The 15,040-nt window shown below is 68.8% G+C and carries 19 protein-coding genes; 11 read left to right on the top strand and 8 right to left on the bottom strand.

From position 1 onward, the window contains the following. Positions 1-957 carry an alpha/beta fold hydrolase gene (locus ACW173_RS07510; protein ID WP_492084295.1) on the bottom strand — a complete coding sequence of 319 codons (957 nt, stop codon included), beginning with the start codon at positions 955-957 and terminating at the stop codon, positions 1-3. A 61-nt stretch (positions 958-1,018) separates the two neighbouring features. Next, positions 1,019-1,756 (bottom strand): HesA/MoeB/ThiF family protein, encoded by a 738-nt coding sequence (locus ACW173_RS07505; protein WP_492084294.1) that lies wholly within the window; start codon positions 1,754-1,756, stop codon positions 1,019-1,021. A gap of 20 nt (positions 1,757-1,776) precedes the next feature. Between ACW173_RS07505 and hslV the strand changes: the two genes are divergently transcribed. The 3 genes from hslV (at position 1,777) to hslU (ending at position 4,578) form a co-directional block, all read left to right on the top strand. Further along, positions 1,777-2,376 carry an ATP-dependent protease subunit HslV gene (gene hslV / locus ACW173_RS07500; protein WP_492084292.1) on the top strand — a complete coding sequence of 200 codons (600 nt, stop codon included), beginning with the start codon at positions 1,777-1,779 and terminating at the stop codon, positions 2,374-2,376. A gap of 85 nt (positions 2,377-2,461) precedes the next feature. Further along, the gene (locus ACW173_RS07495) at positions 2,462-3,289 is read left to right on the top strand and encodes a DUF4440 domain-containing protein (RefSeq protein WP_492084291.1); all 828 of its coding nucleotides are present in this window, start codon (positions 2,462-2,464) and stop codon (positions 3,287-3,289) included. Continuing rightward, positions 3,286-4,578 carry an ATP-dependent protease ATPase subunit HslU gene (hslU, locus tag ACW173_RS07490; protein WP_492084289.1) on the top strand — a complete coding sequence of 431 codons (1,293 nt, stop codon included), beginning with the start codon at positions 3,286-3,288 and terminating at the stop codon, positions 4,576-4,578. The genes ACW173_RS07495 and hslU overlap by 4 nt, the downstream gene beginning before the upstream one ends. Here hslU and ACW173_RS07485 read toward each other — a convergent pair. Both ACW173_RS07485 and ACW173_RS07480 read right to left on the bottom strand, forming a co-directional pair. Then, the gene (locus tag ACW173_RS07485; RefSeq protein WP_492084288.1) at positions 4,568-5,485 is read right to left on the bottom strand and encodes a methylated-DNA--[protein]-cysteine S-methyltransferase; all 918 of its coding nucleotides are present in this window, start codon (positions 5,483-5,485) and stop codon (positions 4,568-4,570) included. The two genes, hslU and ACW173_RS07485, sit on opposite strands and share 11 nt — an antisense overlap. Before the next feature lie 43 nt (positions 5,486-5,528). Next, entirely contained in the window at positions 5,529-6,005 is a 477-nt protein-coding gene (locus ACW173_RS07480) for a DUF2244 domain-containing protein (protein ID WP_492084286.1), read from the bottom strand. A 71-nt stretch (positions 6,006-6,076) separates the two neighbouring features. Here ACW173_RS07480 and nth point away from each other — a divergent pair, with 71 nt between their 5' ends. Next, positions 6,077-6,784, top strand: a complete 708-nt coding sequence (gene nth / locus ACW173_RS07475; protein WP_492085939.1) for an endonuclease III — start codon at positions 6,077-6,079, stop codon at positions 6,782-6,784. Positions 6,785-6,905: 121 nt separating this feature from the next. On the opposite strand, the gene ACW173_RS07470 is transcribed toward nth, so the two are convergent. Beyond that, entirely contained in the window at positions 6,906-7,766 is an 861-nt protein-coding gene (locus ACW173_RS07470) for an ATP-grasp domain-containing protein (protein WP_492084284.1), read from the bottom strand. Between the two features lie 148 nt (positions 7,767-7,914). On the opposite strand from ACW173_RS07470, the gene ACW173_RS07465 reads away from it, so the two are divergent. From ACW173_RS07465 to ACW173_RS07440, 6 genes are read left to right on the top strand one after another with little or no spacing between them, the layout of a single operon-like run. Beyond that, on the top strand, positions 7,915-8,904 hold the full coding sequence (locus ACW173_RS07465; protein ID WP_492084283.1) for an adenosine kinase: 990 nt from the start codon (positions 7,915-7,917) through the stop codon (positions 8,902-8,904). A gap of 8 nt (positions 8,905-8,912) precedes the next feature. Continuing rightward, positions 8,913-9,503, top strand: a complete 591-nt coding sequence (gene hisB / locus ACW173_RS07460) for an imidazoleglycerol-phosphate dehydratase HisB (RefSeq protein ID WP_492084281.1) — start codon at positions 8,913-8,915, stop codon at positions 9,501-9,503. A gap of 9 nt (positions 9,504-9,512) precedes the next feature. Continuing rightward, positions 9,513-10,154, top strand: a complete 642-nt coding sequence (hisH, locus tag ACW173_RS07455) for an imidazole glycerol phosphate synthase subunit HisH (RefSeq protein WP_492084279.1) — start codon at positions 9,513-9,515, stop codon at positions 10,152-10,154. Further along, on the top strand, positions 10,142-10,876 hold the full coding sequence (gene hisA, locus ACW173_RS07450; RefSeq protein ID WP_492084278.1) for a 1-(5-phosphoribosyl)-5-[(5-phosphoribosylamino)methylideneamino]imidazole-4-carboxamide isomerase: 735 nt from the start codon (positions 10,142-10,144) through the stop codon (positions 10,874-10,876). Before hisH ends, hisA begins: the two co-directional genes overlap by 13 nt. After that, positions 10,876-11,652: an imidazole glycerol phosphate synthase subunit HisF gene (gene hisF, locus ACW173_RS07445; protein ID WP_492084276.1), complete on the top strand. Its 777-nt coding sequence runs from the start codon at positions 10,876-10,878 to the stop codon at positions 11,650-11,652. The genes hisA and hisF overlap by 1 nt, the downstream gene beginning before the upstream one ends. Continuing rightward, positions 11,649-11,972, top strand: a complete 324-nt coding sequence (locus ACW173_RS07440; RefSeq protein ID WP_492084274.1) for a phosphoribosyl-ATP diphosphatase — start codon at positions 11,649-11,651, stop codon at positions 11,970-11,972. Before hisF ends, ACW173_RS07440 begins: the two co-directional genes overlap by 4 nt. A 10-nt stretch (positions 11,973-11,982) precedes the next feature. Here the strand turns inward: ACW173_RS07440 and ACW173_RS07435 are convergent, their stop codons facing one another. The 3 genes from ACW173_RS07435 to timA are packed head-to-tail and all read right to left on the bottom strand — an operon-like array spanning position 11,983 to position 14,376. Continuing rightward, positions 11,983-12,564 carry a Smr/MutS family protein gene (locus ACW173_RS07435; protein ID WP_492084273.1) on the bottom strand — a complete coding sequence of 194 codons (582 nt, stop codon included), beginning with the start codon at positions 12,562-12,564 and terminating at the stop codon, positions 11,983-11,985. 1 nt (position 12,565) lies between these two features. Further along, positions 12,566-13,744 (bottom strand): murein transglycosylase A, encoded by a 1,179-nt coding sequence (gene mltA, locus ACW173_RS07430; RefSeq protein ID WP_492084271.1) that lies wholly within the window; start codon positions 13,742-13,744, stop codon positions 12,566-12,568. After that, on the bottom strand, positions 13,744-14,376 hold the full coding sequence (timA, locus tag ACW173_RS07425) for a TIM44-related membrane protein TimA (protein WP_492085937.1): 633 nt from the start codon (positions 14,374-14,376) through the stop codon (positions 13,744-13,746). The genes mltA and timA overlap by 1 nt, the downstream gene beginning before the upstream one ends. A gap of 126 nt (positions 14,377-14,502) precedes the next feature. On the opposite strand from timA, the gene secB reads away from it, so the two are divergent. Then, a complete protein-coding gene (gene secB, locus ACW173_RS07420) occupies positions 14,503-15,006 on the top strand; it encodes a protein-export chaperone SecB (protein ID WP_492084269.1) in 504 nt (167 codons plus the stop codon). Positions 15,007-15,040 lie beyond the last annotated feature (34 nt).

Here is a 15,040-nt window from a genome sequence, read left to right as displayed (position 1 = left end):
TCAGCTCTTCACCGGATGCGCCGCCAGCCAGGCCTTGAGATCGGCGGCGGAGCGGGCCGGGATCTGCTCCATCGGCACGTGACCGACGCCCGGATAGAGGATAAGGGTCGCGCCCGGTATGGCCTTGTGGAACTTCTCGGCGTCGGCGGGCGGGATCAGCCGGTCGTCCTGGCCGAACATGATCAAGGTCGGAACGTGGATGGTCGACAGGTCCGGCGCCGTGGCCACGCGACGCGGCCGCTGGCCCAGCAGGACCGTGCGATGCCCGGGCGCGCGCGCCAGGTCGACATAACGATCGATCAGGGCGGGCGTGACGAGCTTCGGGTCGCCATAGGCCGCCCGCAGCGCTTGGGTCATCAGGGGACGGATCTCGATCTCCTTCAGCACGCGCCGGCCCACCGGATTGCCCATGAACTTGAAGATCGTCGCCCCGCCGCGCCCCTTGGTCGGCCAGCCGGCGGCGTCGACTAGGATCAGGCGCCGGACGCGGTCAGGATGATCCAGGGCATAGGTCCAGGCGACCTCGCCGCCCATCGAATTGCCGCCCAGGGTGAAGCCGGTCAGGCCCAGGCCCCGGGTCACGCCGTCGACCACGCCTTCGAAGCTGTCGGGCTTGACGACATAGGCCCCGCCCGTGCGAGTCAGGCCGTGGCCGGGCAGGTCGAGCACCACCACGCGGTAGTCGCCCGACAAGGCCTTCACCCAGCCGTCCCAGGCATGGGTCGAGGCGGCGAAGCCATGGACCAGCACGATGGCCGGCGCGTCGCGCGGACCGACATCGCGGTAGTGCGCCCGCACGCCGCCCGGCAGGTCCATGTAGCGCGAGTCCCCATAGCCATACTTCGCCTCGAGCGTGGCGTAGGGGATGTCCGGCCGCTGCAGCAGCAGCCAGCCCACCGTCGCCAGCACGACGATCAGCACCAGGGCGGTCGCGAGACCGCGCAACAGCGTCTTCATCCACCCTCCCCCGAGAGACCCCATCAAAAACAAACGAACGAACGACGTTATCCGAAAGCCGTCAAGCGCCGCACGACGGACAATGGGGATCGGCCCCGATCCTGACCGTCCGGGTCTCGGCCGCCAGGGCGTCGTGGATCAACAGCTTGCCGGACAAGGGCTCGCCGGCCCCGGCGACCAGCTTGACCGCCTCCAGCGCCATCATCGCGCCGATCACCCCGGCCAAGGCCCCGACCACGCCCACCAGCGAGCAGGTCTCGGCGTCCGGCGGGACCTCGGGCACCAGGCAACGGTAGCAGGGCTTGCCGTGGAACACCCCGACCTGGCCAGTCCAGCGTCCCAGGGCCCCGCTGACCAGCGGCTTGCCATGGGCCAGACAGGCGTCGCTGACGGCGAAGCGGGTGGCGAAGTCGTCCGTGCCGTCCAGCACCAGGTCGTACCGGGAAACGATGTCCCCGGCATTGGTCGCGTCCAGCCATACCGAGTGGGTTTCGAAGTGGGTGTGCGGATTGAGGGCGCCCAGGCGCTCGACCGCCGCCTCGACCTTGGGCCGGCCGACATCGGCGGTGGCGTAGAGCACCTGCCGTTGCAGGTTCGACAGCGAGACGGTGTCGGGATCCACCAGGCCGATGGTCCCGACGCCGGCGCCGGCCAGGTAAAGCGACGCCGGCGCGCCCAGGCCGCCGGCCCCGACCACCAGCACCCGCGCGGCCTTCAACCTTTGTTGGCCCGGGCCGCCGATCTCGCGCAGGACCAGGTGGCGCGCGTAGCGCTCGACCTCGGCCTCTGAAAAGGCCATTGGGGAAAAACTCATGGCGCTTGACCCTCCGGCCCGGCCTCGCCACATGCGAAGCCATGCAAAGCAGCAATTCCTTCCCCGACTGGCACGGCACGACCATTCTGGCGGTGCGCAAGAACGGACAGACCGTGATCGCCGGCGACGGACAGGTCTCCATGGGGCCAACCGTCGTCAAGGGCAACGCCCGTAAGGTGCGGCGCCTGGCCGGCGGCAAGGTGGTGGCGGGTTTCGCCGGCGCCACGGCCGACGCCTTCACGCTCATCGAGCGTTTGGAAGCCAAGCTGGAGCAGTATCCCGACCAACTGGCCCGCGCCTGCGTCGACCTGGCCAAGGACTGGCGGACCGACCGCTACCTGCGCAGGCTGGAAGCCATGCTGCTGGTGGCCGACAAGACCGCCATCTACACCGTCACCGGCGTCGGCGACGTGCTGGAGCCTGGCGAAAGCGCCGACGGCAACGCCGTGGCGGCCATCGGTTCGGGCGGCAACTACGCCCTGGCGGCCGGCAAGGCCTTGATCGACCAGGATCTTTCGGCCGAGGAGATCGCAAGACGCGCGATGGGCATCGCGGCCGAGATCTGCGTCTACACCAACGGCAATCTCACCGTCGAAAACCTCTAGGGCGAAGTCCTGTGGGCTTTCGTCGCATTCGGGGTGCGGACGATCTTCCGGCGGCGCTTGATCGCGGCCGGGAGGATCTTTCGCCATGCTCGCTGCCGCTCTATTCGCCCTGGCCCTGGCCTCGACGCCCTCGACGCGGACGGGGGCCGCCCAGATCGAAGCCGCCGAGCGCGCCTTCGCCGCCGATGGGCTGACGCTGGGGATCAGGGGCTCCTTCCTGAAGCATATGGCCGGCGACGCCATCGTCTTCGAGCCGACCCCGGTCAACGCCAAGGCCCTCTACGGCGCTCGCTCCGGCGAGGGCGAGCCGAAGCTGGAATGGTGGCCCGCCTGGGTGGTGGCGGCCAGGTCCGAGGACTTGGGCCTGTCGATCGGCCCCTCGGCGATCAACGGCAAGCGCGCCGGCTGGTACGCCAGCATCTGGCGCAAGGACGCCGACGGGATCTGGCGGTGGATCTATGACGGCGGCGCCCAGGCCGACTCGATCTCGGTCCAAGGCCCGGACGCGCCGGCCGTGCAGGGTCCGATGGTCAAGGTCGGCGAAACCAGCCCCGCCAAGGCTTTCGACGCCGTTCGGGCGGCCGAGCAAACACTGAGCGAAATGGCTAATCGTGACACGGGCCAAGCCTACAAGGCTTTTCTGGCGACCGACGCCCGTCTGCTGGGTCCGCGCGGGACCCGAGCCTTGGCCCCGACCGCCCTCGATCAACGCCTGGCGTTGCGTCCAGCGACCATGATTCTGACCCTGCGCGGCGGCGGCGCATCCAAGGCCGGCGACTTCGTCTGGACCCATGGCGAGGCCATCTGGGGCGAGACGGGTCAAAAATCCGCCCAAGCTCACTATATGCATGTCTGGCAAAGGCGGCCCGACGGGTGGCGCCTGATCTTCGAGACCCTGATCAACGACCGATGACCGAGTTTTCCCCCCGCGAGATCGTTTCCGAGCTGGACCGCTATATCGTCGGCCACGCCGAGGCCAAGAAGGCCGTCGCCGTCGCCCTGCGCAACCGCTGGCGCCGCCGTCGCGTGCCGGCCGACCTGCGTGACGAGGTCACTCCCAAGAATATCCTGCTGATCGGCCCGACCGGCGTGGGCAAGACCGAGATCGCCCGCCGCCTGGCCAAGCTGGCCCAGGCCCCGTTCCTCAAGGTCGAGGCCACCAAGTTCACCGAGGTCGGTTATGTCGGCCGCGACGTCGACCAGATCGTCCGCGACCTGGTCGAGAGCGCCCTGGCCATGGTCCGCGACAAGCGCCGCGCCGCCGTGAAGGCGAAAGCGGAAGCCGCCGCCGAGGACCGTATCCTCGACGCCATGACCGGCCCCGGCTCGACCGCCGCCCGCGACAGCTTCCGCAAGAAGCTGCGGGCCGGCGAACTGGACGACAAGGAGATCGAGCTGCAACTCGCCGACACCGGCGGCCAGAGCTTCGAGATCCCCGGCCAGCCGGGCGCGGCGGTCCTGAACCTGTCGGAGATGATGAAGTCGTTCGGCGGCGGTCGCACCAAGACCCACAAGACGACCGTCGCCGCCGCCTGGACCCCGCTGATCGCCGAGGAAAGCGATAAGCTGCTGGATCAGGAGGCCCTGACCCAGGAAGCCTTGGAGCTGGCCGAGAACCACGGCATCGTCTTTCTCGACGAGATCGACAAGGTCGCCAGCAGCTCGCAGCGTTCGGGCGCGGACGTCAGCCGCGAGGGCGTGCAGCGCGACCTGCTGCCGCTGATCGAAGGCACGACCGTCTCGACCAAGTATGGCCCGGTCAAGACCGACCACATCCTGTTCATCGCCTCGGGCGCGTTCCACGTCGCCAAGCCGTCGGACCTGCTGCCCGAGCTGCAAGGCCGCCTGCCGATCCGCGTGGAGCTGAAGGGCCTGTCGCGCGACGACATGCGCCGCATCCTGACCGAGCCGGAAGCCAACCTGATCCGCCAGCACCAGGCCCTGATGCTGACCGAGGGCGTGACCCTGACCTTCTCGGACGAGGCGATCGACGCCCTGGCCGACGCGGCCGTGGCCGTGAACGGCTCGGTCGAGAACATCGGCGCCCGCCGCCTGCAGACCATCATGGAAAAGGTGGTCGAGGAGATCAGCTTCTCGGCCGCCGACCGCGGCGGCGAGACCGTGGCGATCGACGCGGCCTATGTGCAGGAGCGCATCGGCGCCCTGGCGGCCAACGCCGACCTGAGCCGGTTCATCCTCTAGGGCTGCAGGAGGCGGCCGCGACCGCCTCCATGCCCAGGATCGCGGCTTTCCGCGCCAAGCCCCAGTGGTAGCCGGTCAGCTTGCCGCTCTTGCCGATCGCCCGGTGGCAGGGGATCAGCAGCGAGATCGGGTTGGCCCCAATGGCGCCGCCGGTGGCCTGGAAGGCCTTGGGCTTGCCGGCCCAGCAGGCGACCTGGCCATAGGTGGCCGTCTCGCCGGCCGGGATCTGGAGCAGCGCCTTCCAGACCTGCACGTGATAGGGCGAGCCGATCAGCACCACCGGCAGCGGCCCGTCCCCGCCCGTGAAGGCGTGCAGGGCCGTGGTCTGGGCCGCCGCGTCGTCGCGGGTCCAGTCGGCGGCCGGAAACCGGCGGTGCATGTCGGCGAAGCTCGCCTCGTCGTCGCCGTCCGAGAACGCGAGGCCCGCGAGGCCCCGATCAGCCATCACGAACAGCCCCCGGCCGAACGGCGTCGGCGCCCAGCCCCATCGCAACCGCATGCCCGCGCCGCGCCGGCGCACCTCGCCCGGGGTCGCCGCCTCCTGGGCGATGAACAGGTCGTGCAGGCGCGAGGGGCCCGACAGTCCGGCGTCGAAGGCCGCGTCCAGCACCGTGCCGCCGGCCTCCAGCGAACGCCGAGCCTCGGCGTGGGCGATGGCCGAGACGAAACTCTTGGGGCTGACCCCGGCCCAGCGGGTGAATATGCGCTGGAAGTGGAACGGCGACAGGCCCACCGCCTGGGCCGCCTCATCCAGCGAGGGATGATCGGACCACCGCTCGGCCAGCCAGTCGAGCGCCTTGGCCATGCGGTGATAGTCGACCGAGCGTTCGGCCAGACGGACCAGTTCCTGACTGGCCGCTTCCGGGATCGCCGTCGACATGAAGGATGCGTCGTATGCCATGGTCATAGGTTATGGCGCTCGCATAACGGTGTCCGCCCGGTTCTTGCTGTCATGACCACCGCTCGTTTCTGGCCTTGCGAATGGCCTCCCGCAGGGCGTTGGCGAAGGACATCCGCTCATCGGGGCTGAGCGAGCGGGCCAGGGTCAGGCGCCTGCGATAGATCATCAGCCGCACGCGGATGTCGTGTTCACCCGGCTGGTCGACGCCGACGCGGGTGAAGGCGGTGGGCGAGGTCCAGACGGTGCGGGCGCCCTTCTCGTCCTCGCGGCTGACCGTGACGGCCTCGGCGGTGACCTGGACGCGCTCGACGCGGCGGGCGGCGCGATCCGAGGCCCGCAAGGCCAGCCACAGGGCCAGGACGTCCAGGCCCAAGAACGGCAGCACCGGCGGCGCGCCGACGACCAGCAGGAAGATCGCCACCAGCACGTTGAAGGCCATCACCACGCCCAGCACCGCCACCGCCCCTCGCGGCGTCAGTGAGCGATGCGGCGCGATCACGCGGTCCATGTACATCGGCGGGGCCATGATCGAGGAATTTAGGCGCGCCTTCCGCGCTTGGCGAGCCACCCTTCTTGGCGTTTTGGCCGCATCACGGCATGGTCGCGCCGATGGTCAAAGCCCCCGCTCCGAAGAAGAAAAAACCCGCTCAAAAGCGCATCGGCCCGGCCGAGGGCGAACGGGTCGAGATCCTTTTCGAACGTTTCGAGAGCCTGGAGCCGCATCCCAAGACCGAGCTGAACTATTCGAACCCCTACGAACTGGTCACCGCCGTGGCGCTGTCGGCCCAGGCCACCGACGTCCAGGTCAACAAGGCCACCGGCCCGCTGTTCCAGGTCGCCGACAGCGCCGAAAGGATGCTGGAACTCGGCGAAGAGGGGCTGATCAAGTACATCGCCTCGATCGGCCTGTTCCGCACCAAGGCCAAGAACGTCATCGCCGCCGCCCACATCCTGATGGCCAAGCACGGCGGCCAGGTCCCGCTGAACCGCGTCGACCTGGAAGCCCTGCCGGGCGTGGGCCGCAAGACCGCCAGCGTGGTGTTGAACGAGCTGGACATCGAACCGGCCATCGCCGTCGACACCCACGTGTTTCGCGTCTCGCACCGGCTGAAGCTGTCGGCGGGCAAGACGCCGGACGCGGTCGAGCAGGACCTGATGCGGATCGTCCCACCGCCCTACCAGACCCGGGCGCACCACTGGCTGATCCTGCACGGGCGCTATGTCTGCGTGGCGCGGAAACCGAAATGCGAGATCTGCAGGATCAGTGATCTGTGCCCGTCGCGGGAGTTGTTTCTGGGGGCCTGACTTGCCCCCTCCGCGCCTGCGGCGCTCCTCCCCCGGAGGGGGAAGAAGAAGGTTCCAGGCCTTCTGCCCCCTATGGGGGCGGACGACTTCGCGAAGCGAAGTCAGGTGGGGGCCTGCTGAGCTAGCCGATCGCCCGCGCCACCGCCGCCGCGAACGCCTCACCCTTGTCGTGCGCGTGCTCCAGGAACAGATCCGGCTCGATCACCTCCAGCTCCATCAACTGCGGCGTGTGCTCCAGGCCTCGGATGAGATCGACGCGGGCATAGGTCAGGACCTCACCCGCCGCCTCCAGCACCATCTCGGCCGCGCGCAGGGCCTCGGGCTCCGGGGCGATCTCACTGACCTGGCCGCCGAACTGCGGCTGGACGCGGAAGTCGCCGGCGACGGCGACCTTGGTCACGGCGTGGCTGAACTGGCCGTCGAAGTAGAACAACGACAGCTCACCCTCCTCGCCCACCGCCGGCAGGAACGGCTGGATCAGGGCCGGGCCGCTGGGGCCGCCCGCCAGCGAGCCGCCGTGGCGCTTGACCCGGATGGTCTCGTGCGAGCCGGCCGAGACCTGCGGCTTGACCACCAGTTCGTCGACTCCGAAGGCGTCGAAGGCGTCGCGGACATGTTCTCGGGTCAGCAGATCATGCGCATGGGTCGGCACCACTGGCGCGCCCTTCGCAGCAAGCTCGACCAGATAGGTCTTGGTCGAGTTCCAGCGCATCACGCTCACCGGATTGGCGACACGCACGCCCTCGCGCTCGAGCCTGTCAAGAAAGCCGAACCACTCGTCCTGCCGGCCGTGATAGCCCCAGGCCAGAGACGGCATGACCAGCCGCGCCTGGCCCTTCTCGACCCGATCGGTCCAAGGCCGCGACGCCACGCTCAGCCCCTTGTCCCGCAGCGGCGCGGCCAAGCGTTCGAACAGGGGGCTCCAGCTGTTGGCGAAGCGAGCCTCGTCGCGGGCGGGAACCAGGATCAGGACGTCGACCATCGTCTCACTCAAGCTTGATTAGGAAGTTCGCAGCTATGATGTCGCGACCTTCGGAACAAGGCTCGCGTTGCCTTGAGCCCCTACTTCCTTTAATCGCCAAAGTGTTTTCGGCTGCTTGGCCCGTTCTTTCAAAGGTTTGTTCCGCCCCATGACCGCGCTGTACGACGTCGCCGCCATCGGCAACGCCATCGTCGATGTCATCGCCCAATGCGATGAGGCCTTCCTCGAACGCGAAGGCCTGGTGAAGGGCTCGATGGCCCTGATCGATCCGACCCGCGCGGCCAGCCTGTACGACGTGATGGCCGCGGCCATCGAGGCCTCGGGCGGCAGCGCCGCCAACACCGTCGCCGGCGTCGCCAGTTTCGGCGGCAAGGGCGCCTTCATCGGCAAGGTCGCCGACGACCAGCTGGGTCGCGTGTTCCGCCACGACATGAAGGCGATCGGCTGCGTATTCACCACCCCGCCCCTGGCCGAAGGCCCGGCCACGGCGCAGAGCCTGATCAACGTCACGCCCGACGCCCAGCGCACCATGTCGACCTATCTGGGCGCCTGCGTGGAGCTGACCCCGGCCGACGTGGATCCCGAGATCATCGAGGCCGCCCAGTATTCTTATCTGGAAGGCTATCTGTTCGACCCGCCCGAAGCCCGCCGCGCCTTCGCCAAGGCCGCCGCGCTGAGCCATGGCGCCGGTCGCAAGATCTCCATGACCCTGAGCGACAGCTTCATGGTCGACCGCCACCGCGGCGCCCTGCTGGGCTTCATCGAGACCCAGTGCGAAATCGTCTTCGCCAACGAGGCCGAGGTCTGCTCGCTGTTCGAGACCACCGACTTCGACGCCGCCGTGAAGGCGCTGGCCGAGCGCTGCGAGATCGCCGCCGTCACCCGAGGCGAAAAGGGCTCGGTGGTCGCCTCCAATGGGCGGCTTCACGAAATCTCGGCCTACCCCGTGGAAAAAGTCGTGGACACGACCGGCGCGGGGGACCAATACGCGGCCGGTTTCCTCTATGGCCTGTCGCAGGGTCGCCCGCTGCCGGTCTGCGGCCAGCTGGGCTCTCTCGCCGCCGCCGAGGTGATCGACCACTATGGTCCGCGCCCGCAGGTCAACCTGCGTGAGCTGGCTGAAAAGAACGGACTTTAAGGACTCAGATGGCCCGCACCGCTGAAGTGGTCCGCGAGACGAAGGAGACCCAGATCCGGGTCTGGATCGATCTCGACGGGACCGGCGCCTCGACGATCTCCACCGGCATTGGTTTCTATGACCATATGCTGGAGAGCTTCGCGCGCCACGGCGGCTTCGATCTCAAGGTCGAGACCAAGGGCGACCTGCATATCGACATGCACCACACGGTCGAAGACACCGGCATCGTGCTGGGCCAGGCGATCAACAAGGCGTTGGACGGCTTCAAGGGCATCCGGCGCTTCGGCTCGGCCTATATCCCGATGGACGAGACCCTGACGCGCTGCGCCATCGACCTGTCGAACCGGCCGTACCTGATCTGGAAGGTCGAGTTCAAGCGACCCAAGGTCGGCGAGATGGACACCGAGCTCTTCAAGGAGTTCCACCACGCGTTCGCGATGAACTGCGGAGCGTGCGTGCATCTGGAGACCCTGTACGGCGACAATACCCACCATGTGGCCGAAAGCGGCTTCAAGGCCCTGGCCCGGGCGCTGCGTCAGGCGGTCGAGTTCGACCCGAAGACCGGCGGCCAGGCTCCGTCCACCAAGGGCGTGCTGTAAGGACATTCCATGCAGACCGTCGCCCTGATCGACTATGGGTCGGGCAACCTGCGTTCGGCCGAAAAGGCCCTGCGTGAGGCGGCCCGCCGCCGCGCGCTCGACGCCGACATCGTCGTCACCGCCGATCCCGACCTTGTCGCCAAGGCCGATCGTGTCTTCTTGCCCGGCGTCGGGGCCTTCGCCTCTTGCCGCGCCGGCCTGGACGCCACCGGCGTGTATGAGGCGATGAACCAGGCCGTGCACGGCCGGGGCGTGCCGTTCATGGGCATCTGCGTCGGCCACCAACTGCTGGCCACCGAAGGCCTGGAGTTCGGCGTCACCCCCGGCCTCGACTGGATCGCCGGCCAGGTGAAGAAGCTCGAGCCGAACGACCCTTCGCTGACCATCCCGCACATGGGCTGGAACGCCATCGCCTTCACCCGCGCTCATGCCCTGTTCGCGGGCATCGAGGACGGCGCGCACATGTACTATGCCAACTCGTTCGCCCTGAACGCCGCCGATCCCGCCGACGTGGTTGCGATCACCGACCACGGTGGTCCGTTCACCGCGGCGGTGGCCAAGGGCAATGTCGCGGGCGTACAGTTTCACCCCGAAAAGTCACAAGCTTCAGGGCTCGCCCTGCTCGCCAACTTCCTGGAATGGCGCCCATGATCCTCTATCCCGCCATCGACCTGAAGGACGGCCAGTGCGTGCGCCTGCTGCACGGCGACATGGAGAAGGCCACGGTCTTCAACACCTCGCCCGCCGACCAGGCCCAGCGTTTCGTCAAGGACGGCTTCTCGTGGCTGCACGTCGTTGATCTGAACGGCGCCATCGAGGGCAAGTCGGTCAACACCGCCGCCGTCGAGTCGATCCTGGAGTCGATCTCGATCCCCGTGCAGCTGGGCGGCGGCATCCGCACCCTGGCCGGCGTCGAGGCCTGGATCGAGGCCGGCGTCTCGCGCGTGATCCTCGGCACCGTGGCCGTGCACGACCCCGAACTGGTCAAGAAGGCCGCGCGCCTGTGGCCCGAGCAGATCGCCGTGGCCGTCGACGTCCGTGACGGCAAGGTCGCCATCGACGGCTGGACCGGCCTCTCGGACCTTTCCGCGATTGACCTGTCGCGTCGTTTCGAGGACGCCGGCGTCGCGGCCCTGATCATCACCGACATCAGCCGCGACGGCGCCCTGACCGGCGTCAATGTCGAAGGCGTGGGCGAGCTGGCCGACGCGGTCTCTATTCCCGTCATCGCCTCGGGTGGCGTGGCCGCGGTCGCCGACATCGAGCGCCTGAAAGCCCGCGAGGGCGTCGAGATCGCCGGCGCCATCCTGGGCCGCTCGCTCTATGCCGGCACGATCAAGCCGTCCGAAGCCCTGATCGCGGCGGCCGTCTGATGCTGAAGACCCGGATCATTCCCTGCCTCGACGTGAAGGACGGGCGGGTGGTCAAGGGGGTCAACTTCGTCTCCCTGCGCGACGCGGGTGATCCGGTGGAGCAGGCGCGGGCCTATGACGCCGCCGGGGCCGACGAGCTGATGTTCCTGGACATCACCGCCTCCAGCGAAGGCCGCGGCCTGATCCTGGACGTCATCTCGCGCACCGCCGAGGTCTGTTTCATGCCCGTCTCGGTGGGCGGGGGCGTGCGACAGGTGTCGGACATGCGCCGCCTGCTGCTGGCCGGGGCCGACAAGGTCTCGACCAACACCGCCGCCGTCGAGAACCCCGACCTGATCGCCGCCGGCGCCGACGCCTTCGGGGCCCAGTGCGTGGTCGTGGCCATCGACGCCAAGCTGCGCGAGGACGGCTCGGGCTGGAACGTCTGGACCTATGGCGGCCGCAAGGACACCGGCCTGGACGTGGTCGACTGGGCCGCCAAGGTGGTCGAGCGCGGCGCGGGTGAGATCCTGCTGACCTCGATGGATCGCGACGGCGCCAAGATCGGCTACGACATCCCGCTGCTGCGGGCCGTGACGGGCGCCGTGAACGTACCGGTGATCGCCTCTGGCGGCGCCGGCAAGACCGAGCACCTGGTCGAAGCCGCCCGCGACGGCCACGCCGCCGCCGTGCTGGCCGCCTCGATCTTCCACTTCGGCGAAATCAGCATCGGCGAAGCCAAGCAGGCCATGGCCGACGCCGGCATCCCCGTGCGCCTGGACCGGAGCGCCGCATGAGCCGCCTGACCGAGGTCCTGGACCGCCTGGCCGCCACGATCGAAGGCCGCAAGGGTGGCGATCCGTCGGTGTCCTACACCGCCAAGCTGCTGAACGACCCCACCCTGGCCGCCAAGAAGCTCGGCGAGGAAGCGGTGGAAACCGTGATCGCGGCGGTGGCCCAGGGGCCCGAGGCCCTGGCGGCCGAGAGCGCCGACCTGCTCTACCACTGGCTGGCGCTGATGGCGGCGGCTGGCGTGCCGCTGGACGCGGTGGCCGAGAAGCTGGAGGCCCGTGAAGGGACTTCCGGCATCGCCGAGAAGGCTTCGCGCCCCAAATAGGCGGGAAGAACTAACCCTTCCGCTTCAGCGCCACATAAAGCGCCCCGTCGCCGCCGTGCCGCCGGTCGGCGATCGACACCCCGGCGATCATCTCGCGCACACCCGGTCCCGCCAGCCATTCCGGCGTGCGCTGCTTCAGCACGCCGTGGCCGACCTTGCCCTTGCCGGTGATGACCAGCACCGCGCGGTGGCCGTCGTCATAGGCGCGGCGGATGAAGCCTTCCAGGGTCGCCCGGGCCTGGTCCTGGTCCAGGCCATGCATGTCCAGGCGCGCGCCGATCGGATCGTGCTCCTTGGCGATCCGGCGCTTGCGGTTGGGCTCGATGCGATCGGGCGCGTATTTCAGGGTCTTGGCCGGGGCCGGCTTCAGCTCCTCGGGCGACACGCGGAGCGGCGCGATCGAGGCCAGGTGGGTCGGCGTCTCGACCGGAATGGCCGTGGCGGACTTCACCGACCGGATCCGGGCCTTGGACCGCATCTTCTCGGGCTTTTCCGCCGCGCGGGGCGTCACGGTCGAGGCGACGAGCTTCCAGAGGCGCTTGTCGTCCTCGGGCCTATCCTCCGCGGGTTTGGGCGGCGGTTTCTTGGCCACCTTACCGCGGGACCAGCCGGTAGAGGCGCAGGGCGTGGCGCACGCGGCCAGCCTCGGCCCCGGCGGCGGCCCCGCTGCCGATATAGAGGTCGGCCCGGACCTCGCCCTTGATCGCCCCGCCGGTGTCCAGCGCCACGGCCAGGCGGCGATAGGCCGGGAAAGCCCCTGATAGCTTCGGCGCGGCGGCGTCCAGCCAGTAGAGCCCGCCCATGGCGTGCTTGCTGGGGTCGACGGCGATGGCGCGACCGGCTGGCAGCGGAATGCCGGCGGCCCCCACGGCTTCCTTGCCGTCGTCGGCGGCCATCTTGAAGAACACGTAGCGCGGGTTCAGCCGCATGATCGCGTCGGCCTCGGGCCCGCGATGGTCGGCCAGCCAGGCGCGGATGGCGTCGCCGGAGGTGTTGTTGTCGGGCAGCAGGCCCCGGTCGCGCATGGCCGTGGCGATGCCGACGAACGGCTTGCCATTGGCGCCGGCGAAGGCGGCGCGCACGCGGCGGCCGTCGGGCAGCACCAGAATCCCCGAGCCCTGGATCTGCAGGAAGAACAGCTCCTCGGGCCGCATCCAGGCCAGGGGCTTGTCGGTCGGGACCGCCTCGATCTCGGCGCGGTCCGGATAAGGCACGAAGGTCGGGCCTTCGACGTGGCCGGTGATCTTCTTACCGACGAACGAGGGCTCGAACGCGCCCAGGTCCAGCACCACCAGGTCGGCTGGCAGGCCGCGCACCGGCGCGGTGAACTCGGCGTTGCGCGACATCCGTGCGTCGTACCGCGGAGCGAAATAGGCGGTCAGCAGGCCTTCGTTTCCACCCCCATCTGGACCCACCGGCTCGGGTCGGAAGGTGGCCTCCAGAAACGCCCGGGCTCCGGGTTCGTCCTGGACGCTCGAGGCGCGGGCGACGCCGCAGACGCGGGCCATCGCTGGATCCTTGGAAACGCCGCAGCCGGCGCGGAAGGCGTTCAGCGCCGCCAGGTGGTCTTCCTCGTTCCATCCCGCCAGGCTGGAGAACGACATCGCCGTCGGCGGCGGGGTCGTCGCGGGCGCCGGTGGAACCGTCGTGGTCGGCGGAGGCGGCGTCGGGACCGACGCGACAGGCGGCGGCGCGCTCACGGCGCTGGCGCAAGCGCTGAGCAGCAACGCCGACAGGATCAGCGGCGCGAGGGAGGTCGAAACGCGGGTCATTACGCCTCGGCGGCGGCGACGTAGGTCAGGAGCCAGTTCGGATTGGCGCTCTTGACCTCGCGCTCGAAAGTCCAGAGCTCGGCCGTGCGGCGATCGTCGACGCCCTCGCCACGCTCGTCCTTGGTGCGGGTGCGCACCTCGGCCAGGATGCGAACGACAGCCTTGGCCAGGTCGCCGGCGACGTCGACCTTTTCCAGGTCCAGACGCGGCGGGGTCAGGAACTCGACCTTCTCGGTGCGGCCGGACGCTTCGCGCGAGGCCATGGCCTGCTCGAAATTGTCCATGACCTCGGTCGCCAGCAGAGGCTTCAGCGTCTCGCGATCGCCCTCGGCATAGGCCTTGACGATCTGCTCGTAAGCCGCGCGGGCGCCGGACAGGAACTTGGTGGGATCGAAGTCGGGCTGCTTGGCCTTCAACGTCGCCAGCCCTTCGGCGCGGTGCGCCGACTGGGCGTCCAGCACCGTGGAGGGCGCGCCGGACTGGGCCGTCACGGGCGTATTGTCCTCGGGCTGGCGGCCAGCCCGGCGCCCCAGGGTGGCGTAGAGCTGGTACAGGACGACAGCGGCGACCGCGGCGAGAAACAGGATCTGGAGCACTTCAAGGTCCGTTAACGGGCTTTTGGCCCAGCGAATGGTGTCTATATAGGCGAGACGCGCTCTCCCGTCAGGCGCCTGGCGTTGCGCCAGACGGGGCCCCATGGTAGCAGCGCGCACCTTTCTTACAGGCGTTCTAGCGCGCCGATTACGGATTTTATCCTAATGACCGACACCTCCGCCCCCAATGGCGCTCCCGAGGCGGCGACTCCGGAAGAGGCCGCTGGACAATCGGGCATCCGCATCCTGGCCCAGTTCGTTCGTGACTTCTCGTTCGAGAATCCGCTGGCCCCTGACAGCCTGCGCGCCGGCGCCGCCCAGCCCGCGATCGACATGGGTGTCGAGATGAACGCCCGCGGTCGTCCTGACGGTCTGTTCGAAGTGGACCTGAAGCTGTCGGCCCGCGCCCTGCGCGAAGAGCAAGCGGTGTTCCACGTTGAAGTCGTGTACGGCGGCCTGTTCCACATCGAGGGCGTCGCCGAAGCCGACCTCGAGCCGGTTCTGCTGATCGAGTGCCCGCGCTTCCTGTTCCCATACGCCCGTCGCCTGATCTCGGACGTCACGGCCGAAGGCGGCTTCCCGCCCTTCCTGATCGACCCGATCGACTTCGCCGGCGTCTACGCCGCGCGCAAGGCCCAGGCCGAAGGCCAGGTTGTGGGCAACGCCTAAGCTTCAAGCGTCACCGCTGAAGACAAGAAGGCCC

This window comes from Caulobacter sp. ALps2 (assembly GCF_058681635.1).
Note: the sequence above shows the minus strand (reverse complement) of the source record. Positions and strands in the feature narration are given on the sequence as shown.

Coding starts and splice junctions, on each gene's coding strand:
- ACW173_RS07505 (WP_492084294.1), bottom strand. CDS start 1,756: ATGGCCTTTTCAGAGGCCGAGGTCGAGCGCTACGCGCGCCACCTGGTC.
- ACW173_RS07465 (WP_492084283.1), top strand. CDS start 7,915: ATGACCGCGCTGTACGACGTCGCCGCCATCGGCAACGCCATCGTCGAT.
- ACW173_RS07470 (WP_492084284.1), bottom strand. CDS start 7,766: ATGGTCGACGTCCTGATCCTGGTTCCCGCCCGCGACGAGGCTCGCTTC.
- ACW173_RS07510 (WP_492084295.1), bottom strand. CDS start 957: ATGAAGACGCTGTTGCGCGGTCTCGCGACCGCCCTGGTGCTGATCGTC.
- nth (WP_492085939.1), top strand. CDS start 6,077: ATGGTCGCGCCGATGGTCAAAGCCCCCGCTCCGAAGAAGAAAAAACCC.
- ACW173_RS07485 (WP_492084288.1), bottom strand. CDS start 5,485: ATGACCATGGCATACGACGCATCCTTCATGTCGACGGCGATCCCGGAA.
- hslU (WP_492084289.1), top strand. CDS start 3,286: ATGACCGAGTTTTCCCCCCGCGAGATCGTTTCCGAGCTGGACCGCTAT.
- ACW173_RS07440 (WP_492084274.1), top strand. CDS start 11,649: ATGAGCCGCCTGACCGAGGTCCTGGACCGCCTGGCCGCCACGATCGAA.
- secB (WP_492084269.1), top strand. CDS start 14,503: ATGACCGACACCTCCGCCCCCAATGGCGCTCCCGAGGCGGCGACTCCG.
- ACW173_RS07495 (WP_492084291.1), top strand. CDS start 2,462: ATGCTCGCTGCCGCTCTATTCGCCCTGGCCCTGGCCTCGACGCCCTCG.
- ACW173_RS07480 (WP_492084286.1), bottom strand. CDS start 6,005: ATGGCCCCGCCGATGTACATGGACCGCGTGATCGCGCCGCATCGCTCA.
- hisA (WP_492084278.1), top strand. CDS start 10,142: ATGGCGCCCATGATCCTCTATCCCGCCATCGACCTGAAGGACGGCCAG.
- hisF (WP_492084276.1), top strand. CDS start 10,876: ATGCTGAAGACCCGGATCATTCCCTGCCTCGACGTGAAGGACGGGCGG.
- hisH (WP_492084279.1), top strand. CDS start 9,513: ATGCAGACCGTCGCCCTGATCGACTATGGGTCGGGCAACCTGCGTTCG.
- mltA (WP_492084271.1), bottom strand. CDS start 13,744: ATGACCCGCGTTTCGACCTCCCTCGCGCCGCTGATCCTGTCGGCGTTG.
- hisB (WP_492084281.1), top strand. CDS start 8,913: ATGGCCCGCACCGCTGAAGTGGTCCGCGAGACGAAGGAGACCCAGATC.